The organism is Erwinia sp. INIA01 (assembly GCF_025947915.1).
Lineage (GTDB): Bacteria > Pseudomonadota > Gammaproteobacteria > Enterobacterales > Enterobacteriaceae > Erwinia > Erwinia coffeiphila.
This window is the reverse complement of record NZ_JAPDNC010000015.1, coordinates 76,972-101,133: the sequence shown is the minus strand read 5'-3', so window position 1 is coordinate 101,133 and position 24,162 is coordinate 76,972. Positions and strand designations below refer to the sequence as shown.

The following is a 24,162-nucleotide window of genomic DNA, read 5'->3' as shown; positions in this document are numbered from 1 at the left end:
GCGGCGGCCTCAGCCCGGAACAGTTCGAAAACCAGACCCTCGCTTAGGGACGTGTCCACATTACGTGGGTAAGATCAAATCAGTGTCTGCTGAAGCCTATCGAAGACTCATATTTGTAAAGCGGAGACGTATACGATTGCCGGCGAATTCATTGAAACCTGAACGAAATCTACGAAAGCTGTGGTAAAATCGGGTGATTCGTATTAAGCAACTGAATCTGATTAAAGCCGTGCGCGGAACTTTAATGAATAAATCGGATTCGGGAGAGTGTCCCTTTAGCAGGACAGGTTTTCAGGCCATGCCCACGCTTTCTGGCATTCCAGCCTTGTCATCCTTTTCAACACCCTAACCATGGATCTCCCAATTACCAGAACTATAGTTGTAGCAAGGTCTGAATAGCGCTGAGGTCGTCCGCGTGATACGGGTTTTACTGAATAATACCACGCCTGAATGGCCTGATCATCCAGCCAAAAAGTGATGAAGCAAACATTAATCAGCGCCTTGTTATAGTTGTACCATTTGGTGATTTTGAACTTATGCTTTGCCACGGAACTGCCTGCATTATCAGGATCATGCGTGGTCTGATCCTTCAACTCAGCAAAAGTTCGATTTAATCAACAAAGGCGTGCAGCAACTTAGTTATTTTGATAAATAACTTCACCCTTAAAAAATTTCAGTGCAGTGTTTTTTTATGTTATTGATACTGTCTACTGAAATGTGATTTGATTATTACTGAACGTGATATAAAATATCATATGGATATCTATTTCGATATTTTAATTCTTTCATCTGGTTGGGTTTTATTCGTTCTTGTGTTCGCTGCTTCATACAAATGGCCTGTGCTCATTTTTCTGGCGGGGTTAATTATCTTCTCCTGATTATTCATTGTGCAATAAAGGATTGGTTTTTTAATTGCAAAGCTTATTGATATAAACAGAACGATAGAAAAGGAGTGGGGTTTATTGACTTTTATTTTCTTAGGGCTATAATATATGGTATTGTTGTAAATAATTCGTGCCTCGTATGTTTTTAGCGTGGGTTTTATAGAGGGACAGTCTGCTTTTGGTGAATGATGAATAATGGTTTTAAAGATAAGAGTGCTATAATAGTCATTAGTGATTGTAATTTTTTCCTGCGCGCAGTTGAATCCATCCAGGATTCACTATCCTTTTCAAATTCAGGGTTAAAATTAATTATCCGCAGGCGATTTAATGACCTTGGTGATATTGATATTTCCGAAATAAAAAGAATCATTATATTCAAGACTGTTGCGGAGATTTCAAAAAATGAGAGGGATAGAATAAATAACATTTCAGAATATAGCAAGGGTGTTGATTTTATTTTCTTTGTTCCAGGAAGATTCAGGCTGGCAAGTGATTTTATTAATATATTAGATAACATATATGTAATCCCGATTGCTCAGAAAGATGTTACGTTTCTTGTGTCTGTTTTAGAAGGTTTCAAGATGTTAAGTGAGTTGTCATTAATCAATGGTATATTATACTCACTAACACCAAGGCAACTCGAGGTTGTTTACATGTATCTTTCAGGTTTTACTGATAAACAAATTGCTTTCATTCTGAGTGCAGAATACAAAACGATTGTAACTCATAAAACTAACGTGATGAAGAGGGTTCATTTATTCAGTATTGTTAACTTTATTGAGCTGCTGGAAATTGAATCAGTTTTTTCTAATAAGAACATCCTTATAAGTAATGGTCTTGATTTCTCGAGGTTTTTATCATGAAAATAGAACGAGTTAAGGTTGGTATAAACGTCTTGCTCATCTGTTTTTTTATTAAAAGATTAATGAGTCCAGTTAAATATAATAATTTTTCTTGGGTTGTCTTATTCTAGGTTGATTTGTAACCCTCCGTAGATTTAAATTTTTTATCTTAATTTTTTGTTTTTCTCATTTTAGCCATTTGGGCTGAAAAATCCATGGCTGATGATTTTAGCCGTTTTCTTTGTGTCAGTTGAAATTTTTTTAACGGATAGACTGCAGTAATTATTTTTTTGATAACCATAAATATTCAGGCAGGTAAAAATAAGAGTTATAATTTCAGTGCGGGTATTTATCCTTTTCGAAAAAGACGTTAATTTCCTGCTGGGTGTTGTTAAGCAGATTTGTGAAGTTAACTCTGTTAAATTCATGCGCAAAAGAATTCATTTTTTTCTGCTATGGATGTAAAATAAAAACCCAATAATTACTTTTACATATTGTTTTTTCGGTATCTGCCTCACTATAAATGAATGTGATAGATACAAAACAAGAGTTGTTGTTGATGATTTTTATCTGCATCAATGTACTTGCTTATAATCAGGGGGTAATATTCGAGATTTACGGTTAGGTATTTTTTCCCTTCCTAATAGGTCGTTGAGACCGATATTTCAGTGCAGATTGCCGGACGGCCGAGTGTTTTTTTTAACAGGAAAGCTTATATCACTGACGATATGCTTTACATAATAACGGAAATCAGAAAAGGCCCGTTTTTCCTCTTCCCAGTATTATTTCTTATGATATCAGCCCGTCCTGTTATCCAGTGTTTTTCACCGTTTGGATACGCAGCTCCTGCAATGCAGAATGCAGTTTCCCTGTCCGTCAAACCAGAATCTGCTTTTAGCACGCTTTCATACGCTGGCAGTACTGCGGATCTGCATATTCGGGTTTACGCGCATTATACCAAATATGCCGGCCGGCCCTGAAGCCGCGTGGCACAGGGCCTGAACGTGTTTTACGGTAAAAAAGGATCCTTTACGCACTTTGGATAAGGCGCAATAATGCGGGTAAAACCAAATTCAGGATCCTCTCTGCGCGATTTATTGCGCTGGCTCCGGACCGGTGCCTGAGGGAAAATGACGGTATAAACCCACCGATCGCGCTGTGTGAAAACTTTATGATAATGAGCCCCGTAACCCTGCAGAATTCACCAGAACGCGTCACTGCGCTGAGCATCGCGCCGGGCGTGGATTTTCCGACCGCGCTGGCGCTGCGTCGCATGGCCACCGCGAACGGCGTGACGCCGTTTTACCTGCTGGCACCGGAGGTGAGCGCCCTGCTCCACTATATGCCGGACCGGAAACACCATTTTCTGTTCAGCACGCTGTGGAACACCGGCGCCCGAATCGGCGAAGCCTGCACGCTCACCCCGGAATCGTTTGTGACCGACGGCCCGCGGCCCTTTGTGCGGATCCTGTCAGAAAAGGTGCGCAGCCGGCGCGGGCGCCCGCCGAAGGATGCGGTGCGCCTGGTTCCGCTGACCGATCAGGGATATGTTCACGAAATACACAGCTGGATGGCCACCGAACGGCCGAAGCGTCGCGAATCCCTGTGGTCTGCCACCGATGAGACCATGCGTAACTGGCTGAAGGCGGCGGTGAAGCGGGCGGCCGGTGACGGGGTGATATTCTCGGTGCCGGTGACACCACACACGTTCCGGCACTCGTACATCATGCACATGCTGTATCACAGGCAGCCGCCGAAGGTTATCCAGGCACTCGCCGGCCACCGTGACGCCCGATCAATGGAGGTCTACACGCGGGTGTTTGCGCTGGAACTGGCGGCGACGCTGCAGGTGCCGTTTACCGGAGACGGTGCCGGTGCCGCCGGGATCCTGCGTGCGCTTCCGCCGGTCTGACCGGTCAGTGATTTTTGCAGGGCGCGGAATGGCCGTTCAGCCGGGAGGTTAGTTTTATGACACGGGTGAAGCGGAACGGTGCTTTCTCTGATGCAGCCGCACTCTCCAGCGGAACAGTGCAAGCACAGTGGCCAGCAGGATCACCGGCAGAAAATGGATAAAGAACCACAGCATCAGCGTGGTGAATAAGTATAAACCGCCCGGCGTGTCGGTCTCACTCTGCGCTGCATAAAACCCCACCCCGAGCCAGAAGATGAACGTCGGCAGAGCCCAGACGGTGTAGATCCACCACTGGTATTTATTGATGAAAGTCAGTGTCCTGGCGAAAATCATCAGCTTCCTCTCAGACTGCAACGAAGATTTATACTGTGGTAATGTGGCAGCATCGTCAAACGGATAAATGGCCGGCCGGGATGCAGTGCATAGCTGCTGTTCTCACACGACACCAGCCCACAAGTACAGGCTGGTATCAGCGACCCGCTACGGCCGCCTTAAAATAGCACCGGGCACCATAATAAGCGCTGAGAGCCCCCTTCATACTCAGTTAACCGCGCCATATTTATGCAATACTTCTGATTCATCACGCTGTGTCACGGAAGTTCATCCATACACTGACGGCGATCAAATGTGCGAACTGCACGAAGTGGTATTCCCTGAGGTCCAGGCCGGACCAGGCCGTCGGTCAGCAGATACTCTTCAGCCGGGATACCACTGGTACGCTGCATATGCAGCACGACTGAACAGAAAAGAGGATAAAATGAGCAGGCGAGAAGAAATGGACGCGCTGAGTCCGGAGGCGGAGGCGCTTATCGATAACGGTCTGGGTTTTCTGGACAAGGCCCGCAGCGAGCTGGACCGTTGTGACTATCGCTTTTCCGTCGTCAGCTTCTGGACTGCAGTCGAACTCCTGCTTAAAGTTCCGCTGGTTCAGGAGCACTGGACGCTGGTCTGTAACGGAAAGAAAATTGCCAGAAAGGATTTTCTGACCGGGGACTTTCAGTCCGTGACGTACAGCGAGACGCTGGAGAGACTGGGTAACATCCTCGAAAAACCGCTTCGTAAAGAAACGGCGTTGATCTTTGACCGGGTCCGACGGCACCGCAACCGGGTGGTCCATTTTTACCATGACGGATTCAGCTCCGCGGAGCATGACGACATCCTCTCCGAACAGGGCGATGCCTGGTTTGCACTGAACCGTCTGCTGCGCGATGAATGGAAGGAGCTGTTTCGTGGTCGTCTTGCCAGACGGTTGGCACGTAATGAAACCCAGCTGCTGGCCGGAAATCGCTTTTATGCCACAGCGAAGTACAAACATGTTTCGCACAAGCTGGATACTCTGCGTCAGGACGGTCTGAATATTTCCCAGTGCACGAACTGTCAGGAAACCGCTATGGTTCACTGGCCCATGGAGACCGGAGGTACACATCGCGTGTTCCATCCGGAATGCCGCGTATGCTCATATCATTACGCGTACGCGCTTGTGACCTGCCCGCAGTGCGGGCGGGGTGACTGTCTTGGCCAGGGGAGTGCGCCTTATAAATGTGAGTTCTGTGCAGAACCCCAAGAGCGCTATCCGTTTTTTGATGAAGGGTCAGAACATTCACCGGGCGTTGAGGATTCATCTCATCCTGCAGGGTGTTATAAATGTGGCTCGTCGCAAAGCGTATGTCAGTTCGGGACAGGCCATCTGTGTACCGTCTGTTTTGAATTTGTTTCAGAGCTTGAGATTTGCAATTACTGCGGTCACGCTGACACTTTTGTAGGCGGATTAGGAGAAATTACAGGCTGTACTGCCTGTAAAGGAGACCCAACATTAGACTTGTAGTAGGGCTCCTGCGTTTCGGGATGACTCCGCTCATACTTTTGAGCACAAGGTCTGCGGGGCGTTTTATCGCAGCATAACCCGGTACAGTGGATATCTGCGGTAAGGGTATATCACAACCTGGGGGTTACGTTTCAGGATATTGAGGATGTATTTCCCCCCTTTTCCGCCGGAGTGTTTTTTCCCGTCCTCCCCTTTCTTGCTGCAGCCTGCCAGTCGGACAGAATGCCGTGGTGATTCTCCCCGGCGGAAGGGATTTCCCACCGGCGATTTCTTCGCCGCTGCCTGACCGTTGTGGGAAACAGGTCAACTTTATGCCCGGGCGTTACTGAGCTGAAACCGGCCGGGATGCGACACTTGTTCGCATCCTCGTGAAATTACCCACCGGACCCGCTGATATTCAGAATGACGTGCCCTCTGCCCTGCCCGCGCTGGCGAATACAGAGAAGATATGGGAAATGCATCAACTTCCGGCCGCAGATGTGGGAAATACATCATGTTTGTCGGCGGCAGGAACCCGGGTTTCCGGGCGACGTCGTGTATGTGGGAAAGAAGTCATGTTTGCCGGTACCGGACAGGATCTGGCGTAGCAGTATGGGAAACACATCAACTTTGCGGTGCCGACTGCCCGGAAATGTGTATTCGACCCGGCACACCTACTTCGAGGGTATTGCCTTCAGTGGGTGAGAGTGGGAAAAAGGTCAAGTTTCGGAAGAGTGTTAGCCGCTTTTTCGGAGGAGTATGGGAATAAGGTCAACTTCAGTCTGAGGGCGGATGTACATGTCAGGCTGCCGGCAGCGGCCTGTCCATCACGCTGAAGAGGAAACGTCCGTCATCAAGGACGCGATAGCTGACCCGCAGCGGCGTCTTTTCATTAATTTTACGAATGGCCGGTTCAAGAAAGGTGCGCTTCATTTCAGCTTTATTGGCCTTCTGGGAATCAGCAAGCATAAAGCGTTCGCACAACCAGTCGTGATCGGTAACCCAGGTGCCGGTGCTCCGGAACTGGCAGAGGCTCTCGTACAGACGGATCACCTTTACGCTATTGAGCTGGCCACAGTCATACAGGGAATAGGTGGTGAACTGGGAGGAGAGGCCTACCAGGAAGGGGATGACTTTATAGTTAAACTCTAACTGCCACGAGCCGCGGCCGCGCTTCATGCCTGCTTCCGACAGCCAGGGGCGTGTGACCTGCTCGAATTCACCGTCTCTCGGGTAAAACGTAACGGTAGACTCACCCAGTGCTTTTACCCCGGCCTTCACATCACGGCTGGCCACGGCGGTCGCCACGTTGAAATAACGCACGTAATCCGAAACGCTGACGCTGAACAACGGCAGAACGTCGTTCTCCATATCCTCCGTTGACTCACTGAAATAGGCCTGCATCAGGCAAAGCCAGAGCACCCGCTTCGCCTGCAGCGGCAGGTAGTAAGCTGCCTCAGTCAGTTCATTCGACTGTTTGATACTGACCTTTTTCTTGAACGATTTCAGTGAAACAGTCGTCATCGCGAGGTGCCTGTGGGTAAAAAATTATTTACCCATATTGGCACCCATTTGAAAAATTGCAACGTCGGAAACACCCTCATACGATCTGACGCATACCCTGTCGACAAACTTGATGTATTTCCCACAGCCAGTTGATGTGTTTCCCACGCCAACAGTACCCATTCCCCACAACAAGTATTCCTGTTCCCCATAAAAAGTTGTGCCTAATCCCATAACAGGCACCTCCGGCACCAGTTCCGGCGCGGGATATCGGCTATCTAAAAGACTTAAAAAGAAAAAAAACCAAAAAAGCTTTTAAAAAGATGCGCTGTGGATAAGTGGACAATCCGGCCATTCGGAGGCCGTGGATCCCTCAGACCTGTTGGTCTTGCGCTTCCTCGGCCATTCGCGGGCAGGCCCGGTCATGGCCTGCGGCGAGCGCTGCAGGACCCCGGACGTCAGGGCAGCAGTGTTGCAGAAGCTTGTTCACGGAGGCGCATGAACCCTTATGCACTGTCACATCTGCTCACGGCGGTTAATGCAGCCTCTCGTCTTTTCACACGCAAATCTGGTTTGGGTTAAAATCGGAAGTGGTCATCACTCCTTTATTGAACAACTGAAACAGATCGAATCAGGGGCATGTGGACTGGATTGGCGATACTTAGAACGGTTTGTTTACAAATCAGGAAATGGTTAAGGGATTAAATATTCACATAAATTATGCGTGTTCCTTTGAAGTTTTTGACTTTGATATTGTAATTTACGAATTTTATTATCACAAAGATTGTTTTAAATAGAGGGTTTGCTCTGAAAAACCACTTTAAATTCAGGCTCTTTTAATTGGTTTTTATGTGGGCGTCATTGACACTAAGTATATATGTGCTCATATTCTGATGTCGGTATATGACAGGTGCAGAGGGGAGCTACTACCCTCTTTTTTTCATTATCCGGACACCTGGGATTATAAAAGAACAAATAATGCACGCTATTGTTAAGCCGTAATATACAAAGAAAACGATTCCATAATATAAAACCAGAAAGGGTTCTGACGAAGAAATGTAACGAAAAATACTCCGTTTTCTTTCTGCCAAATCAGAATCTATCAGTTGAAAAAGAAAACTGAAAAAAGAAAAAACGAACAACCCCAGAAAGAATCCCAATATAACCTGTTTTACCGGCAGAACTTTCATTCTCGCAACCACCGCCCGCCCTTCCCTGAAACAGAATACTATCGCGAACAGGGGAGCCAGTTTGACGATCGATGAAAGGACAGAGGAGAGTACAGGAAAATGAGATGAAACCATGACAGCATTTTCTGTAGCCGAAACAATGCTGCCAAGCAGTGCAGAACTGCTATCAAAGGCGTAGAGCATCCATGTCAGAAGGATGGCAATAAACCCGGGAACGGGAATGTAAAAGAATGACTGATTCATGCGCGTGTCTTTGGACATTTTACTTTCCTTAGATTAATGGCACGCTTTTCACCTTCATCACACGAAAGATCTGAGGGATGTTTCACAGTGAGATTCGGGCTTCTTCTGGTAAAGCTTTCACGGTCTTTAATATACAAGTATGAAAGCCAGCCTGTGCCATTCACCTTCATAAATGAGTACGTTTTTTATACCATTGCTACTGATTGTACCTTCTTTCAGTCCGCTGGGCCGGTTATATTTCCTGAACGGACGTTGAACGGGTAAATGGGCGACTTGTGGTGTATCAAGTCTCACACGACGACAGGCAGGAAAACTGAAAAAAAAACAGAGGTAATATGGCGGAGAGAATATCAGCTGCAGCTTTAAAAAAACTGCTTTGCCAGGATGATGAAAGTGAAACGTATCATTATTCCCAGGAGGATGTAGCCGCTCTTGAGGGTCTCTGCCCTGATGACTGGCCAACCGCTGGTCAGTCATTCATAAACTGGGATCTTTCGTCTGAAGGACGTAAGCACACGATTGACCCTCCATGCCCCTGGCTTCTCCAGTCCGCGGAATATGCCGGCGATGAAACAGCATCTCTCGTGACTGGCAGAACTGTATTCTCAGATGTCGAAACGCAGTTGCATCCCCTTTTCCGCCGGGCTACGAACACTATCTGGGAAGAACTTGATTGCTTCAAACTTGCGCGTGCGATCCTGCACATAGCTCACAGACAGCCACTTTCTCCTGTTTTTCTTTGTCTGCACGAAGAAGGTGGCATTTTTCCTGGAGGCGGGACGCACCGTTATGAGGTACTGAAGCGGATGCGTGTGCAGGAATTATACTTCCTGGCCTATACGGAAGATCAGGCCGCCCTTGACCGTTTGCTGCCCGTCCAGTGGAAAGTTAAGCCCTGAAAAATCCTGCTGAACAGTTCTGGTAACGTGGCGGCGGCAGATTTTTTTCCCTGCGTTACCGACACCGTTTAAGGTTCGGCAGATACTGGCTACACCGAAACAGAGGGGCACATTGCATGGCATATATACGAACAGAAACGGCTGATGATGTGATCGATACCGTGAAGGATTTACGCAACCAGCTGCATACCGGAAAAGTCTGGATGTCAGCCTGGCCGGTTCTCGACAGATTTTTAGAACGTACGCACGAAATGAGACCGGTGTGGGAAAATATTGCACGCCAGCGCCTCAGCGAGGCGCAGTGCCACTGTCTGGTAGAGCAGCTAGCTTATGCGGGTAAATACGCTTCAGATGAGGAACGTAAGCGGCTTAAGGACGATCACAAGCGGCTCATACAGCTTAATGAAGACATCAGGGAGCATGCAAAACTGATGGCGTTAAAGATGCGTGAAAGGGACGCCCTCCTGAACCGCAACGATTTTATCGCCGATACCGCATACCATATTATTGATTTGACTAACCAGGCAGCAGAAAGTAACAGCCGGTACCGCTCGTATATCCGTGATCCACTGGTAGTACTGAGAAATCGCTACGAATTGAAATACTGGCCCTCGATTTCAGACGTTATTGATGTTGTCGCCAGAGAGCAACCTGAAATCGTGTTTCTCTCTGAGGCAGACAGGGAGGTTGTCAGGTCCCGCGGAGCCACGGTTCCCGACTATCTCCGGATCATCTTTAACCACATTCAGAATGTCAGGGAAGACATATGTCGACTGCCGACCGGGTTCACGCTGAGCGACGACAGCCTTGCCATACTTGCCACCGTCACGCTCGATCTCCCGGAGGCTGTCAGCACTGAGTCCGTTAAGGAGCGCAGAAACCAGTTCAGTAAAGCCGGCGTTCGCGGCGCATGGCCACACCGGGCTGACGCTGAAACCCGTGGTGACTGCTGAAATGCCAGCACCGGCTCATTTTACAGGGTAGGCGTCAGCCTTCACAGGGTATCCGGTTCCGCTGAGAGACGCATGGTGACTTGCCACAGCGGGATCATGTTCTTTATTGATCTTCTGCTAATCCATAAATGGTCTGTTATTTAATCTATCTTGTTGATAAGTTTCTGCGCGTTGCACTGGCTGCAGTGATGGGGATTACTATAGCGGATGTCTGTGAGCCAGGACGGTTCCTGAAACGTCTTTTCAGTTGGTCCGTCGTGACAGCACTGTAGAACCTCCAGAACGCACACGAGAGTCTACCGTGAAAAGTATTGAAAGAGAGATCATGAAGCGCTGGCTGGACCAGCATGAGGATAAGCGGGCAGGTTCTGACGCTGAAAGAGTGGCGCAAGAGGCCTGGGATCTGCATCTGCGTCTTGCAAAGCACGAGCATACGCATTATCAGCTTGTGATGGACCTGGTTCGCTGGTCTGTCAGGGAGTGAATTATAATTGCGGACCTGTCAGGCACAAGTTTGAATGTCCCCGAACAAAAAGCAAAAAACCCGCTCAAAGGCGGGTTATCTACGCTGGCACCATGATGTTTAGCAGACATCGGGTGTACAGCAGGGTGAAATTCTTCTTCTGGCGAAGTGAATGGCATAACCGGATGGGCGGAATCAGGGTAAGGGGACTGCTTAGTAACTACGCACCACAGAGATGGAGGTGCGGGTTATGATAGAGCTAGTAATAGTAATACTTAACTTGGTTGCAGCATTGCTGCAATTGATCAACTGGTTCCTTTAACAGGTCCGGAATCAGTGCAGGTGATAACCTGTCCTGGTAAAACTTACAGTTTATAGCCGTCCTTCGGGGCGGCTTTTTTTTACCCCTTGGGTCTGTTTTAGGCGTTTGACTTATGAAATTTAGAGCGACTGTCAAAAAAATGCGGATAATTACTAAGTTGTTAATTTATTAATTTGTTAACTTATTAAGTTGTTAACTTAACACTTAATTAAGTTAACAACTTCGATGTGCTACTTTTGTTTCGCTTCTTCTATCAGGAAAGATATCTCTGATTTAGATAGTTTTTTTAATGCCTCTAAGCCTGCCCTGACTACATCTGAACGGTTAACTCTTGTGGAACCTGATACCATTTCCTCACGGATTAAATCATCTATGTCTCTCAGGTTCTCCTCAAAGAAAGATATGCTGACGGGCTTAGCCTTTGTTACAACCTTGTTTTTTTCTTTATGTGTACTGGCTGTATCGATACCGGCTGAACCTCCGTTGATAAATGCTGCCTCGTCACGTGGTGGTGTGTTTACGCGGTTTCTCACAGGATCACCTCTTTAACCAGCGCCTCAACTTCTTGTTGGGCTTTATCATTCTGTGTTTCAAAGATTGTCATGGATTCGGCCCAGGCATCCCTGTGTGCTTTACGATCACATACCCGTGAGCTGGCCAGCTGCATTTCAGGATAGTCCTTCAGGACATCGGCAGCCTGGTTTGCTTCGTTCACGAACATGTTCGTCGGGGTCATATTCAGCACCAGAAACCCTTTGACCTTCTCGTTAAAGTCTTTTGCTGCTGTAAACACAGAACAGGTATGCGGGACAACGTCTAAATCCATCTGCGATGGACGTAACGGAGAAATGAATACATCTGCAGCCATCAACCCACTGCGCATCTCAGCGCTATCGCGACCTGCACAGTCGGCAATCACGAAATCATAAGATTTTTCGTGCTCTTTAAGCATTGCCTTGATGTTACCTGTGGCTCCGGTGACCGGGATATGCGGGAGAGTTTCAGGACGGTTGTTGTACCAGGTTAAGACTGATTTTTGATCATCAGCATCGACAATCAGTACCCGTTTACCGAGTGACATTAAATATGCGGCTATTGAGACCGCCAGTGTGCTCTTACCAACGCCACCCTTTTGACTGCCCAGGACAATAATCATCATAGCCTCATATTAAGTTGTTAAGTTAACAACTTAATATTGTCATCTTTGCTATCAGAGCACAACACGATTGTTATCTTAGTATATTATTAAGTTGTTAAGTGTATGATTTAAAATTTAATTAAGATAACAAGATAACAAGATAACAAGATAACAAGATAACAAGATAACAAGATAACAAGATAACAAGATAACAAAATGGTGCGCAGCACGTCATGGCACTATCAAAGTTTCGCCCGTGGGATCTCTGCCCACCGTGTTGTCCACGCGGGAGAAAGCATATCGCGCTTCATCTGCCATTCCGGCTTAATCCCCTGGCCTGCGAAACAGATATTTCCCAGTGCGGAGTTGTTGATGCTGTCCATTACAGTCATCAGTTGAGCGCTGCCGGGCCGCGGGGTGCTGTCGTCAAATAATCCCAGCTGGGCCTGATCGCTGGTACTGAAATCGTTCAGCATGATCCCGGCTTTAGCGTAGCGATGACCCGGCCGCCAGATTTTATCCAGGCCCCTGACCGCAGCGGCGATCACGTCCCGGGTATCCTGTGTTGCCAGTACCAGCTGCTCGCCGGCAGCATTGGCATAATAGGGTTCATGCGGGCTGAATGGAGATGTCTTGATAAACACGGATACATGCCGGCAGAACTGCCTTTCTCCGCGCAGCTTCTCCGTTGCACGCTCAGCGTATCTGCAGACTGCCTGGCGCAGTTCGTCATAGGTTTCTATACGGGCGCCAAAGCTGCGACTGCAGACAATCTGCTGCTTTGCCGGCGGGTTTTCCTCCAGACCAATACAGGCCTCACCCTGTAGCTCACGCACCGTACGTTCCAGCACGACGCTGAAGTTGCGGCGTATAAACCGGGTATTCGCGCGGGACAGATCCAGCGCAGTTCTGATACCCATTGCCTCCAGCTTCTTACTGATGCGCCGGCCACATCCCCAAATTTCTTCTACCGGCTGCAGTGACAGAAGTTTTTCAGTGCGGCGGGGATTTCCGGGGGTCAGTGCGAGTACGCCGCCGAACTGCGGCCATTCCTTGGAAGCCCATTGAGCCGACTTGGCCAGGGTTTTTGTTGGTCCCATCCCGACGCCTACGGTCAGACCGGTGTGCGCCCGTACCTTATGCCGGACCTGCCGGCCAAACTCTTCAAAATCAATGCAGCTGTCAATGCGTGTGATATCCAGGAAACACTCATCGATCGAATAGACCTCTGCGCGCGGAGCCAGGCTTTCAAGTATGTTCATCACCCGTGCGGACATGTTCGCGTACAGGGCGTAATTGCTCGAAAACGCATGCAGGCGCTGCGGGAAATTTTGACTCCTGAGCTGAAACCACGGTACGCCCATTTTGATGCCGAGCCGCTTTGCGGCTGCGCTGCGCGCGATCACGCAGCCGTCATTGTTACTGAGAATGACAACAGCCTGGCCTTTCAGGTCGGGGCGGAATACCTGCTCGCATGAGGCATAAAAGCTGTTGACGTCGGCCAGCGCAAACATGCTAATTCCTCGTTGTATGCACGAAATGAGTTACCACGCCAAAAATTTCCAGCGTATCTGGATCAGGATACAGGGGAGGCCAGGCTGAATTCATCGGGCGCAATGCGAGACGCGGCCGGATCTGCAGCTGCTTCACGGTAAACTCACCATCTATTGCCGCAATGACAATGTCTCCGTGCTCCGGCGTTATCGATTTATCAACAACCAGCAGATCACCATCTTTCATGCCGGCATCAGCCATGCTGTTACCGGATGCACGTAAAAAATAGGTCGCTGTCGGATGCCTGATGCAGTACGAGTTGAGATCCAGTTCAGCCTCAACATAATCCTGCGCCGGGCTGGGAAATCCCGCAGGAATCCTGTCAGCGAACAGAGGCAGCAAAAGCACTTCCGGGGACGCGGATGCCGCATGGAGTTTTACATCACACATAACCCCTCCTTAATACTGTTTAAATATACAGTGTATTAGTATATCTACGATTTTCCCCAGCACAATATGCGCGGTGACTAAAACACTGCACCAGGTCGAATTCACGATTTTTTGACAAAACTTTCTCTGATTATTCTCTAGTTAATCTCATTTATCGCTGCTTTGTGATTGTTTTTCTCTTTTTTTTCTCTAATATATCTCTTGTTCTCTGATTTTTCTCATTGCTGGCATCTTCAGGTGTCAGTAAAATCTCAAACAAGGCGGGATACATAAATGAAGATTTTCGTTGATGACGGTTCAACAAATATCAAAATGAAGTGGGTGGATGCCGGGGGTATAGAGAAGACGCTCAGCAGCCCTAACAGCTTTAAACGTGAATGGTCTGTGCCGTTCGGTTCACCCGTATTTAACTATGTGATGAACGGCGCGCAGTTCTCGTTTGACCCTGTCACGCCGGATGCTGTTATCACGACTAACATTGCCTGGCAGTACAGTGATGTTAACGTCGTGGCGGTGCATCATGCCCTGTTGCAGACGGGGATCGCCCCGTGTGAGGTTGATATCACCGTTACGTTGCCGTTGAGCGAGTATTACGATCGCAACAACCAGCCCAATACAGACGCTATTGAGCGTAAGCAAAACAGCCTCATGCGGCCGGTAACCCTGAACGGAGGAAAGACGTTCACGGTGACAAATGTGGATGTGATGCCTGAATCCATTCCGGCGGGATTCAGTATTCTGAATGACCTTGATCCCCTTGAATCACTGCTGATTGTTGACCTGGGGGGAACCACGCTCGATATCTCACAGGTTATGGGGAAAATGTCCGGTATATCTCGCATTTTCGGGGATTCAACGGTGGGTGTCAGTATGATGACGACGGCGGTTAAAGATGCACTCAGAGCCGCGAGAACACCGGGGAGCAGTTATCTGGCAGATGACATTATTATTCATCGCCATGACGGCAACTATATCGCTAACCGGGTTAATGATACGACGCGTTTGCCGGACATCATGAGCGCACTTAAGGAGTCTGAACAGCTGCTCACACGCCGGGTCCTGGATGTTGTCAGTACATTCAGTGGATACTCACATGTGCTGGTTATTGGCGGTGGCAGTGAAATCATCGTTGATGCACTGCGTGATCACTGTAATCTGAGAAGAGAACGTTTCTATAAATCAACGACGTCCCAGTTTGATCTCGTAAACGGGATGTTCGCAATCGGATAAGCTGATGGATAATCGCCGTAAAATTCTTTTCTATATCAACCCGGTTAACACTCAGGCGGACAGGTTTGCAAGCGCGGCTTTAGACGCCGTTCCGCAGGGGGAGCGGGGCAGGTTACAACGGGCATCGATGCTGGCCGGGCTTGCCCTGCACAAAATCGATCCCCGGTTGCCTTTTTTGCTCAGCGAGCTGCTGACGGAAACAACGTCTCATGACGAGATCATGCAGGTTATCTCTGTGGTTTTACCGAAGGGTGCGGTTACACCGGCATCCGCCACGGAGCAACCCGGTTCTTCCGGCAGTATCGCGGATGATAAAGGCAGTAAGGATGCTGCAGATGATGACGAAATAACCCGAAAAAATGCCCAGGCGATGTTCGGAAAGAAACCATCACAGTAATCTGAGGTGTATCTGTGTGACAGGGAATACATCTATATTTTCTGTAGATGATATGGGCAGGGAAGTGCTATCTCAAACACTTAAGGAGCTGTAAATGAGTCGTTCACAAGCGGTTATGATTCCATTTGTATTGGTTATATTCTATGCAGTAGCAACCTATTTCGGTTATTTTGATGTAACTTAGATAGATGAGTTACCAATGAAAACCGTAGGAAAACTTAAAGATATCAATACCGAGTCTGACTCTTTCGTATCTGGAAAGAAGATCCGGATAATACTGGACGACGGGACTGTCTACCTCGCTAATGGAAACTTTGATGTTTATAAACCCGGTGATGAAGTGTCCGTTCCTGCTGGCAGTAAATATAAGTATATTTGTCTGAGAAATAATTGTATCTCCAGAAATTAGTCACTCACTGACCTGGTGCGGGTTATTGTCCTCCAGGTAATTCATTTTCCCGCACTGTTCTTTTCTTATTTCTGAAAACTCACCCGGTGGCCCCCTTCGGCTCCCCGGCGTGGCCGGGTCGTCAGCCCGACTGCGCTAACCGGCGGCGCCGGAAGCTCCGCCGAACCCCTGCGGGGTTCGGGCCTGCGGCTGGGGTCTGATGTCTGAAATCAACCCCTGCAGCTGGCGTGCGCCAGCGCGTTAACCGCACCGGCGATACCGCTGCCGGTGCTCTCCTGCCCGGAACAGCCATCGCTGACGCGCCAGCTGTTCCGGCGTTGTGACATGTTCACTTTATCCCTGTGTTCATCAGCCTTCGTGAGGCATTCGTACCGTCGCATGCCATCAGACCACAGTCACTCGCTCAACCTGACAAGGCTGTTACAAGCGCCTGCGGCGGCCCTGTCAGCGCTCCTGACTGTGGTTCTGGTATTTTTGCGACGGCGAATACTCACAAAAGCATCATCTAACCTACAGGAGATAAATAACATGTCACACATCAACGTCCAGGGCGCGACAACGAAGCCTACAAATGCATCTGAAAATGAATATGAAATCCCAGAGCAGGGCTACCGCGCCACGTATTCCCCGGATGACAATAAACTGCGTCTGTACGCAGATTCACGCCTCGATGCAGAGACGTATAAACGTGTTAAAGACGCAGGCTTTAAATATGCACCAAAACAGGGGTTGTTTGTCGCGCCCATGTGGACATCGGGCCGGGAGGATTTGTTGCTGGAGCTGGCCGGCGATATTGAAGACGACGATCAGAGTCTGTTTGATCGCCAGGAAGAACGTGCAGAGCGCTTTGGCAGTTACAGCGTTAAACGCGCCGCCGATTCAGATCAGACCCTGGCCGCTGTTGACCGGATTTCTTCCTCTATTCCCCTGGGGCAGCCGAATCTCGTTGGCCATCACAGTGAACGCCGTGCCCGTAAAGATGCGCAGCGCATTGAATACGGCATGCACCGCGCGGTCAGCCTGTTTGAAACGTCCGAATACTGGGACCGGCGCGCCGGGGCGTCACTGAGGCTGCCGGCCTATAAGGAGCGCCCTGATGTGCGCTGGCGCCGTATCAAAAAAATAGAGGCCGACCTGAGAAAAGCTGAAAGGACGATCGATAACGCTACGAAATTTATTCGTTTGTGGTCGTCGGAAAACCTCAACATGGCGATGGCACTCACGCTGGCCAACGTCGATCACATTTCCGTTTGTTTTACCCTGGAGAAATACCCGCGGGAGACAAACCAGTATGAAGGTTACCGCAGCATCTGGTCCGCCCTGACGGATGAAATCATCAACACTGAGCAGGCCCGAGGGATCTGCATTCCCTGGCATGAGCGCACGATTGCCCGCCAGAACCGCTGGGCGGCCCACTACCGCAACCGGCTGACCTATGAGCGCGCAATGCTTGATGAAAACGGCGGCGTACTTTCTTCCGGCACAGATATGGTTCCGGGCGGCAGAGTATTAAGCCGGGGCGAATGGCTGACCATCATCCACGTTAACCTCAGCGGCGGAAAAATTACGTCCGTGGTTACGCCGGAATATGCCTTTATGGGCCGGAAGGGGACCACAGTTATTACGCCGGACCGCATCACGGAATACACCGCCCCGACTGAAGAAGAGGCCAGAGTCGCTAAGGTTGCTGCCAAGCGCCCGCCCATCGTCAACTACCCAGATGAAGATTTCATTACGATGACGAAAGAGGAATGGAGAAAAAAACACGCTGATTACAAGAGCGTGCGCGGGGTGGCCGCAACTGACGAACACGGGCCTTACCGGATCCGGCGGGCCATGACGACAGGTTATTCCCTGTCATACGTCTACATCTCGGATATGAAAACAGTAGAAATTCCGCGCTGATGCACATCGTTCCCCGGCATTGCCCGGGAAGCATGACCCGGTTACAGGAGGTTCACCATGTCTTCAGAACACAACCCGCCAGCAGATGGCCGCCAGCGCTGTGAGGCCGCGCCGGTAGGGATTACCGTTATCGAACATCTCGCGGCTCTGGCCGATCATGCCCTTGAAGGGGTCCAGAATTTTGATAACACCCGTCGGGCTATTGCCGCTGTAGAAGCGGTCTGGTTATTCGCCGGGCGTGCCGGGCTTAACCGGCAGGAAGAGGCGGAGACTGCTATTGCAGATCTGCTGTGTAATCTGATGCACCTGTGCAGGCAAACAGGAATAACAGACGAAGGACGCCCGTTTTCATCCCTCCTGGAAACAGCCGGGCACAATTATTCAGATGAACTGGCGTTCGATTTTTAAATAACCGGTACGGGGCAGGTTCATCCGGCCCCGTGCTGGCGTGCGGCCGCGACAGAAAAGCGGGCGGGCCTGCAGCCCGGGGATGAACAGTGCTGACGCACTGTTATTCCCCCTTCGCCTGCGCTTCTTCTTCCTCTCTCTGCTGTCTTCTCTTCTCACTCTGTTCTCCGTCATATTGTTATTGCTTGGTTTCCTGCTCCTGTTCCTGCCTGGCTGCTGCTGTTGCCGGTTTCCTTCCGGTTCCTGAAAAACAACAACCCTGCGCCCCCTTCGGCTCTCCGGCAGAGCCGGGTCGTCAGCCCTGCTGCGCTAACCGGCAGGGCCGGCAAGCTCCGCCGAACCCCTGCGGGTTTCGGGCCTCCCGGCCACGGTCTGATGTCGGATTGACAGGGCATGCAGCTGACTGGCGCCAGCGCGCTCACTGGCCACAAAAGGACGTGGCCGCTGAGGACGGAGCGCGTAACGCGTCCGGGCTGCGTCCTGCTCACCCAGCGGTGGCTGATGCCCCTGTGGTATTTCCGTCGCAGGGTAGTGCGCCACACCGGCTCGCTATGCTGACAAGGCTGAAATGAACGCCTGCGGCGGCCTTGACAGCGCTCCCCGGCACGGCTTCTCCCCCTTCTGCGACGGCGAATACTCACAGAAACATCATTTAACCCACAGAAGGAGATACAGCATGACTCAGCAGAACATCAAGGGCGCGACAACGAAGCCTACAGAATCATCAGATTTTCAAATCGCAGGGCCGGAATATCGGGCCACTTATTCCCCTGATGACAATAAGTTACGTCTGTACGCGGATTCACGTCTCGATGAAGAAACATACTCACGCGTAAAAAACACAGGCTTTAAATATGCGCCTAAACAGGGGCTGTTTGTGGCCCCGATGTGGACACCTTCCCGCGAGGATTTACTGCTGGATCTGGCCGGCGAAATCGAAGATGAAGATCAGTCTTTGTTTGAACGCCAGGAAGAACGCGCGGAGCGTTTCGAAGTTTACAGCGTCAAACGCGCTGCGGAATCTGAGCGGGAACTCACCGCAGTGGATAAACTTGCCTCCGCCATTCCTTTCGGTCAGCCGATCCTGGTGGGCCACCACAGCGAACGCCGCGCACGTAAGCACGCACAGCGTATCGAAAACGGCATGCGCAGGGCGGTAAACCTGTTTGAAACCTCCGAATACTGGGAACGCCGTGCAGAGGCATCCCTGCGCCTTGCAGCGTACAAAGAGCGCCCGGATGTGCGTTATCGCCGTATCAAAAAAATAGAGGCCGATTTGCGTAAATCGGAACGCCATATTGAAAACGCCCGGCTATTTATCAAACTCTGGTCATGTGAAACCCTGGACCGGAAAATGGCGCTGAAAATCGCCAACGGCGATCATGTTTATGCCCGCTTCACGCTGGAACAATTCCCGCGCCCTGCTGATAAAAGCCAGTATGAAGGCCAGACGTCCGTATGGTCAGCCCTGACGGATGATATCATCACCGCTGAACAGGCACGGGAAATCTGTGTTCGCGTCCATCAGCGGACAATCGACTGGCAAAACCGCTGGGCCAGTCATTACCGTAATCGCCTGATGTATGAGCGCGCCATGCTGGACGAAACCGGCAGCCTGCTGGCGTCCGGTGTTGACATGGTTCCGGGCGGTAAAGTCCTGAGCCGGGGTGAATGGCTGACCATCATCCGCGTCAACCGCAGCGGCGGAGAAATCAGCTCTGTGGTCACAAATGAATACGCATTCATGGGCCGTAAAGGCACAACCGTTATCCGGCGCGACCGTATTACGGATTATGCCGCCCCCACGGCAGAAGTCGCCGCAGCGGCAAAGGTTGCCGCGAAACGGCCGCCGATGGTCAATTATCCGGGTGAGGGCTTCATTACCATGACAAAACAGGAATGGAGCAAAAAGCACAGTGATTACAAATCTGTGCGCGGGGTGGCCGCTACGGATGAACACGGACCGTATCGTATACGGCGCGCCATGATGACAGGATTTTCCCTTTCATATATCTACATTTCGGATATGAAAACGGTAGACATTCCACGCTGATAATCAGAGTTTCCCGGCCTTGCCGGGAAACCTTCCGTAATGGTTCACTCTGAGGGGCAAAAGAATGCAGACCGGACTTAAAGAACGCATCGCGCAGATGCAACAGAAACTCAGTTCCCGGCACCCGGTGGCTGAGATACACGCAGACAGCCAGCTTTTTGTCTCCCCTGAACCGGTGTGTGACAGACTGGTCACGCTGGCTGATATCCGCCCCGGTAACCGGGTTCTGGAGCCAAACGCGGGCACAGGGGCGATCCTCCGGGCCATCCTGGCCGCGCAGCCTGCGGCCCGCTGTGAATGCGTTGAAATTAATTACGAGCTGGTTCAGCACCTGGAATCGGCTTTTCCCGGCGTACCGGTCAGCTGCGGGGATTTTCTCAGCTACCAGCCGGCTGAACCTTACGACCGCATCATCATGAATCCGCCATTCCGCAACGGAGCCGATTTAAAGCATATCCGTCATGCGCTGACGATGCTTTCCCCTGGCGGGTGCCTGGTCGCGGTCTGCACGAACGGGCCACGACAACAGCGGGAGCTGTACAAAATGGCTGTTCATCATGAGGAGCTGCCGCGCGGGACGTTTTCTTACACGGATGTATCGACTATGATTGTGCGCATTAATGCGCCTTATACAGCCATTCATTCACTGAATCAGTGAACTGCATACAAGGATTAATGCTATGAAAAAATCAAACAAGTCTGCTGGCCGGATGATGTCTAAATTCTTTACCTGGATGTTTCTGCCAGCCGCCACGATCTTGAACTTCACGTTTTACTATACGGCGACACACGGCACCGCCGGGGACAATGCCTTTGATAATATCTCTTCATCTCTGGATAACTTGCTGTCGTTGTCTGCGGGCTTTTTGTGCCTCGCGGTCATGATTTATCGCATGAAAGAGGATCTGACATCCTGATTTGATTTGTGCCGGGTATTGTCCTTACCCGGCTAATTTTTGGCGGTGCTGACCCGGTCTGTGCCGCCGGACGTGACTGCTGATGTTGCCCCGGGCCGCGGCTGAAAAGCGGGCGGGCCTGCGGCCCGGGGGTGAACAGTGCTGACGCACTGTTTTTCCCCCTTCGCCTGCGCTTCTTCTTCCTCTCTCTGCTGTCTTCTCTTCTCTTCTCTCTCTGTTCTCCGTCATATTGTTATTGCTTAGTTTCCTGCACCTTTTCCTGTTTCTGCCTGGCTGCTGCTGTTGCCGGTTTCCTTCCTGTACCTGAAAAACAACAACATTGCGCCCCCTTCGGCTCCCCGGCAGAGCCGGGTCGTCAGCCCCACTGCGCTAACCGGCCCTGCCGGTAAGCTTCGCCGAAACCCGTGAACGGGTTTCGGGCCTCCCGGCTAGGGTCTGATGTCGGACTGCCAGGGCGTGCAGCTGGCTGGCGCCAGCGCCTTCACTGGCCACAAAAGGACGTGGCCGCTGAGGACGGAGCGCGTACCGCGTCCGGGGCTGCGTCCTGCTCACCCGGCAGTGGCTGATGTCCCTGTGGTATTTCCGTCGCAGGGTAGTGCGCCACACCGTCTCGCTATGCTGGCAAGGCTGAAATGCACGCCTCCGGCGGCCTTGACAGCGCTCCCCGGCACGGCTTCTCCCCCTTCTGCGACGGCGAATACTCACAGAAACATCATTTAACCCACAGAAGGAGAAGCAGCATGACTCAGCAGAACATCAAAGGCGCGACAACGAAGCCTACAGAATCATCAGCAAAAAAAGGGAGCAGGAAGAAACAGGACAGCACGGTTTCACTGGAGCAGATCCTGAAAGTCGCTGTGACTGAACAGGCCACGCTCGATCGTCTGGTCAAATCTCCCCATCAGGCACGTAAACGACAGCATCCGGCGTCACATATTCGCGGCCTGGCAGACAGTATTTCGGGTGTCGGGCTTCTGCAGAATCTCGTTGGACACTTTATGACTGATGGTCAGATAGGGATTGCAGCAGGGGGCGGGCGTCTGGAAGCCCTGCAGTTGCTGAGCAGTGAGAACCGCTGGCCGCAGGAACAGAACATCAGCGTTCTGATCGTACCGGAAAATTTGGCGAAAGCCGTCTCACTGACCGAAAACGGCAAACGCCTCGATATGCATCCCGCAGAGCAGATTGAAGGTTTCAGCGACCTGTCTGCTGAAGGGAAAACCCCTGCACAAATCGCCGGGCTGCTGGGATACAGCTCCCGTCATGTGGAACGCAGCCTGAAGCTGGCCGCGCTGACTCCCTCCGTACTGACGCTGCTGGCAGAGGATGTCATCACCCTCGACCACTGCCAGGCGCTGATTATGGCAGAGACGCACGAACGTCAGGAGCAGGTCTGGTCTGCGGCGAAAAGCGCTTTCTCAGGGACACCGCCCGCCTCATACCTGCGCAGACTGATCACCGAAGGGGAAACGCAGATCGCAGGGAACAGCCGTTTTGCCTTTATCGGACGCGATGAATATCTCGCTGCAGGCGGGGAAATCCGTATCGATCTGTTCAGTGAGGACGGCGAAGGGTTTGCCGACCCGGTCATGATTGAAACCCTGCTGTTTAAAAAACTTGGTGATATGGCACAGCAGCTGGCCGCAGACGAGGGCTGGACATGGGGGGAGGGCCGTCTGTCTGAAGTGAAGCACTGGGGGGACGATGCACGTCAGTACAGGCTGTATGACGGAAAGGTAAAGGCACAGTACACGGACGCACAGCAGGAACGGCTTTCGCAGCTGGAAGCCATTTTCGAAACCGGAACGGAAGATGAACGGCGCAGTGCCGGACTGGAATACCAGGCCGTTCAGGATGCGGCTGAAGTCAGTGCCTGGCGCGATCACCCGCATGAGGACCGTGGCGTGGTGGTGTTCTTTTATGAAGGTAAACCCTGTGTGCAGCGGGGAGTGTACCGCATCCCGGAAGAAGAACAGGCCGCCGAAGCTGCACGAAAAAGTGAAGAAGAGGCCCGGAACAAAGCCCCGGCGAAAGAAATCGACGGTATCCCCGCCACCCTGGTGAAGGCGCTGTCCTGTGAACGTACGCTGGCCGTGCAGGCTTCACTCTGTACTCAGGCCGATATCTCCGTCTCGCTGATGGTATGGCATCTGTGCCGATCGGTGTTCTCTGGCCGTCATGGCCGCAATGATCCTTCCCGCGTGCAGCTCAACAACATGGTCTGGCAGACGTGCTCCGGCAGCCTGTCAGGCGAAAACGGTAAAGCTTACGCCTTCCTTATGGCCGAGAAAAAACGCTGGCAGGAACAACTGCCAAAGTCATGGGATAAAAATTTCGACTGGCTGCTCGGGTGGGAGCCTGAACGGCGCAGTGCGCTGCTGGGCTTCCTCGCGGCACTTTCCATCGATGGCGTCCAGGAACGTCTCTACGGCAAAACCGAATCCAGTGAACTTGACCTGCTTGAAAGCGTGATGAAATTCGATCTGCGCCAGTGGTGGGTGCCGGGGGCGGAAAACTATTTCTCACGCACGGGTAAGGCGCAGATAAGCAGTGATCTGACGTCAGCAGGTTTTACAGACAGGGCGACAGAAGCGCAGGGGATGAAGAAAAAAGATGCGGCGCTGATGGCGGAGAACGTGCTGCAGGAAACCACCTGGCTGCCTGAATGGATGAAGTCATCCCTCGCCGGAAACGTCACAGACGGCAGTGTCAGTCACGACGATAAAGCCGCCTGAAACAGAAATAA

The 24,162-nt window shown here is 50.9% G+C and carries 21 protein-coding genes and 1 pseudogene; 14 read left to right on the top strand and 8 right to left on the bottom strand.

All coding sequences use genetic code 11. The features are described from left to right. Positions 1-356: 356 nt before the first annotated feature. Positions 357-593 (bottom strand): annotated as a pseudogene (locus tag OMR58_RS22520) (transposase); the annotation flags it as partial. Between the two features lie 476 nt (positions 594-1,069). Between OMR58_RS22520 and OMR58_RS22515 the strand changes: the two are divergent. Together OMR58_RS22515 and OMR58_RS22510 are read left to right on the top strand one after the other, a co-directional pair. Then, on the top strand, positions 1,070-1,747 hold the full coding sequence (locus tag OMR58_RS22515) for a helix-turn-helix transcriptional regulator (protein WP_264547005.1): 678 nt from the start codon (positions 1,070-1,072) through the stop codon (positions 1,745-1,747). 1,156 nt (positions 1,748-2,903) lie between these two features. Next, positions 2,904-3,638: a tyrosine-type recombinase/integrase gene (locus OMR58_RS22510; protein WP_444861338.1), complete on the top strand. Its 735-nt coding sequence runs from the start codon at positions 2,904-2,906 to the stop codon at positions 3,636-3,638. 54 nt (positions 3,639-3,692) lie between these two features. Here the strand turns inward: OMR58_RS22510 and OMR58_RS22505 are convergent, their stop codons facing one another. Then, positions 3,693-3,971 carry a hypothetical protein gene (locus OMR58_RS22505; protein ID WP_264547004.1) on the bottom strand — a complete coding sequence of 93 codons (279 nt, stop codon included), beginning with the start codon at positions 3,969-3,971 and terminating at the stop codon, positions 3,693-3,695. Positions 3,972-4,263: 292 nt separating this feature from the next. Here OMR58_RS22505 and OMR58_RS22500 point away from each other — a divergent pair, with 292 nt between their 5' ends. Further along, positions 4,264-5,463: a hsdR gene (locus OMR58_RS22500; RefSeq protein WP_264547003.1), complete on the top strand. Its 1,200-nt coding sequence runs from the start codon at positions 4,264-4,266 to the stop codon at positions 5,461-5,463. A gap of 780 nt (positions 5,464-6,243) precedes the next feature. Here OMR58_RS22500 and OMR58_RS22495 read toward each other — a convergent pair. Then, positions 6,244-6,966 (bottom strand): replication initiation protein, encoded by a 723-nt coding sequence (locus OMR58_RS22495; RefSeq protein ID WP_264547002.1) that lies wholly within the window; start codon positions 6,964-6,966, stop codon positions 6,244-6,246. Positions 6,967-7,871: 905 nt separating this feature from the next. Further along, positions 7,872-8,396: a colicin immunity protein Cui gene (cui, locus tag OMR58_RS22490; protein ID WP_264547001.1), complete on the bottom strand. Its 525-nt coding sequence runs from the start codon at positions 8,394-8,396 to the stop codon at positions 7,872-7,874. Between the two features lie 317 nt (positions 8,397-8,713). Here cui and OMR58_RS22485 point away from each other — a divergent pair, with 317 nt between their 5' ends. From OMR58_RS22485 to OMR58_RS22475, 3 genes are all read left to right on the top strand, one after another. After that, positions 8,714-9,277 (top strand): hypothetical protein, encoded by a 564-nt coding sequence (locus tag OMR58_RS22485; RefSeq protein WP_264547000.1) that lies wholly within the window; start codon positions 8,714-8,716, stop codon positions 9,275-9,277. Between the two features lie 116 nt (positions 9,278-9,393). After that, positions 9,394-10,230, top strand: a complete 837-nt coding sequence (locus tag OMR58_RS22480) for a hypothetical protein (RefSeq protein ID WP_264546999.1) — start codon at positions 9,394-9,396, stop codon at positions 10,228-10,230. A 301-nt stretch (positions 10,231-10,531) separates the two neighbouring features. Beyond that, the gene (locus OMR58_RS22475) at positions 10,532-10,714 is read left to right on the top strand and encodes a hypothetical protein (protein WP_264546998.1); all 183 of its coding nucleotides are present in this window, start codon (positions 10,532-10,534) and stop codon (positions 10,712-10,714) included. A 531-nt stretch (positions 10,715-11,245) separates the two neighbouring features. On the opposite strand, the gene OMR58_RS22470 is transcribed toward OMR58_RS22475, so the two are convergent. The 4 genes from OMR58_RS22470 to umuD form a co-directional block, all read right to left on the bottom strand. After that, entirely contained in the window at positions 11,246-11,548 is a 303-nt protein-coding gene (locus OMR58_RS22470) for a hypothetical protein (protein WP_264546997.1), read from the bottom strand. Continuing rightward, positions 11,545-12,171 (bottom strand): ParA family plasmid-partitioning AAA ATPase, encoded by a 627-nt coding sequence (locus tag OMR58_RS22465; RefSeq protein ID WP_264547008.1) that lies wholly within the window; start codon positions 12,169-12,171, stop codon positions 11,545-11,547. Before OMR58_RS22465 ends, OMR58_RS22470 begins: the two co-directional genes overlap by 4 nt. Before the next feature lie 224 nt (positions 12,172-12,395). Next, positions 12,396-13,667 (bottom strand): translesion error-prone DNA polymerase V subunit UmuC, encoded by a 1,272-nt coding sequence (gene umuC, locus OMR58_RS22460; protein WP_264546996.1) that lies wholly within the window; start codon positions 13,665-13,667, stop codon positions 12,396-12,398. 1 nt (position 13,668) lies between these two features. Further along, on the bottom strand, positions 13,669-14,097 hold the full coding sequence (umuD, locus tag OMR58_RS22455) for a translesion error-prone DNA polymerase V autoproteolytic subunit (RefSeq protein WP_264546995.1): 429 nt from the start codon (positions 14,095-14,097) through the stop codon (positions 13,669-13,671). Between the two features lie 273 nt (positions 14,098-14,370). Here umuD and OMR58_RS22450 point away from each other — a divergent pair, with 273 nt between their 5' ends. From OMR58_RS22450 to OMR58_RS22415, 8 genes are all read left to right on the top strand, one after another. Beyond that, positions 14,371-15,327 (top strand): plasmid segregation protein ParM, encoded by a 957-nt coding sequence (locus OMR58_RS22450; protein WP_264546994.1) that lies wholly within the window; start codon positions 14,371-14,373, stop codon positions 15,325-15,327. 4 nt (positions 15,328-15,331) lie between these two features. After that, positions 15,332-15,724 (top strand): plasmid partitioning/stability family protein, encoded by a 393-nt coding sequence (locus OMR58_RS22445; protein ID WP_264546993.1) that lies wholly within the window; start codon positions 15,332-15,334, stop codon positions 15,722-15,724. A 937-nt stretch (positions 15,725-16,661) separates the two neighbouring features. Then, positions 16,662-18,038, top strand: a complete 1,377-nt coding sequence (locus tag OMR58_RS22440; protein WP_264546992.1) for a DUF3560 domain-containing protein — start codon at positions 16,662-16,664, stop codon at positions 18,036-18,038. 57 nt (positions 18,039-18,095) lie between these two features. After that, entirely contained in the window at positions 18,096-18,446 is a 351-nt protein-coding gene (locus OMR58_RS22435; RefSeq protein WP_264546991.1) for a hypothetical protein, read from the top strand. Positions 18,447-19,122: 676 nt separating this feature from the next. Beyond that, positions 19,123-20,499 carry a DUF3560 domain-containing protein gene (locus OMR58_RS22430; protein WP_444861342.1) on the top strand — a complete coding sequence of 459 codons (1,377 nt, stop codon included), beginning with the start codon at positions 19,123-19,125 and terminating at the stop codon, positions 20,497-20,499. A 64-nt stretch (positions 20,500-20,563) separates the two neighbouring features. Then, positions 20,564-21,157, top strand: coding sequence for a methyltransferase (locus tag OMR58_RS22425; RefSeq protein ID WP_264546989.1), 594 nt, complete (start codon positions 20,564-20,566; stop codon positions 21,155-21,157). A gap of 22 nt (positions 21,158-21,179) precedes the next feature. Next, complete coding sequence (locus OMR58_RS22420; RefSeq protein WP_264546988.1) at positions 21,180-21,416, top strand: hypothetical protein; 237 nt, start codon at positions 21,180-21,182, stop codon at positions 21,414-21,416. Positions 21,417-22,156: 740 nt separating this feature from the next. After that, positions 22,157-24,151: a ParB/RepB/Spo0J family partition protein gene (locus OMR58_RS22415; protein ID WP_264546987.1), complete on the top strand. Its 1,995-nt coding sequence runs from the start codon at positions 22,157-22,159 to the stop codon at positions 24,149-24,151. The last annotated feature ends 11 nt before the right edge of the window (positions 24,152-24,162 follow it).

Bases quoted from the DNA above. Each gene is read 5' to 3' on its own strand.
- OMR58_RS22515 (WP_264547005.1), top strand. From the start codon at position 1,070: ATGATGAATAATGGTTTTAAAGATAAGAGTGCTATAATAGTCATTAGT.
- OMR58_RS22510 (WP_444861338.1), top strand. From the start codon at position 2,904: ATGAGCCCCGTAACCCTGCAGAATTCACCAGAACGCGTCACTGCGCTG.
- OMR58_RS22505 (WP_264547004.1), bottom strand. From the start codon at position 3,971: ATGATTTTCGCCAGGACACTGACTTTCATCAATAAATACCAGTGGTGG.
- OMR58_RS22500 (WP_264547003.1), top strand. From the start codon at position 4,264: ATGTGCGAACTGCACGAAGTGGTATTCCCTGAGGTCCAGGCCGGACCA.
- OMR58_RS22495 (WP_264547002.1), bottom strand. From the start codon at position 6,966: ATGACGACTGTTTCACTGAAATCGTTCAAGAAAAAGGTCAGTATCAAA.
- cui (WP_264547001.1), bottom strand. From the start codon at position 8,396: ATGTCCAAAGACACGCGCATGAATCAGTCATTCTTTTACATTCCCGTT.
- OMR58_RS22485 (WP_264547000.1), top strand. From the start codon at position 8,714: ATGGCGGAGAGAATATCAGCTGCAGCTTTAAAAAAACTGCTTTGCCAG.
- OMR58_RS22480 (WP_264546999.1), top strand. From the start codon at position 9,394: ATGGCATATATACGAACAGAAACGGCTGATGATGTGATCGATACCGTG.
- OMR58_RS22465 (WP_264547008.1), bottom strand. From the start codon at position 12,171: ATGATTATTGTCCTGGGCAGTCAAAAGGGTGGCGTTGGTAAGAGCACA.
- umuC (WP_264546996.1), bottom strand. From the start codon at position 13,667: ATGTTTGCGCTGGCCGACGTCAACAGCTTTTATGCCTCATGCGAGCAG.
- umuD (WP_264546995.1), bottom strand. From the start codon at position 14,097: ATGTGTGATGTAAAACTCCATGCGGCATCCGCGTCCCCGGAAGTGCTT.
- OMR58_RS22450 (WP_264546994.1), top strand. From the start codon at position 14,371: ATGAAGATTTTCGTTGATGACGGTTCAACAAATATCAAAATGAAGTGG.
- OMR58_RS22445 (WP_264546993.1), top strand. From the start codon at position 15,332: ATGGATAATCGCCGTAAAATTCTTTTCTATATCAACCCGGTTAACACT.
- OMR58_RS22440 (WP_264546992.1), top strand. From the start codon at position 16,662: ATGTCACACATCAACGTCCAGGGCGCGACAACGAAGCCTACAAATGCA.
- OMR58_RS22435 (WP_264546991.1), top strand. From the start codon at position 18,096: ATGTCTTCAGAACACAACCCGCCAGCAGATGGCCGCCAGCGCTGTGAG.
- OMR58_RS22430 (WP_444861342.1), top strand. From the start codon at position 19,123: ATGACTCAGCAGAACATCAAGGGCGCGACAACGAAGCCTACAGAATCA.
- OMR58_RS22425 (WP_264546989.1), top strand. From the start codon at position 20,564: ATGCAGACCGGACTTAAAGAACGCATCGCGCAGATGCAACAGAAACTC.
- OMR58_RS22420 (WP_264546988.1), top strand. From the start codon at position 21,180: ATGAAAAAATCAAACAAGTCTGCTGGCCGGATGATGTCTAAATTCTTT.
- OMR58_RS22415 (WP_264546987.1), top strand. From the start codon at position 22,157: ATGACTCAGCAGAACATCAAAGGCGCGACAACGAAGCCTACAGAATCA.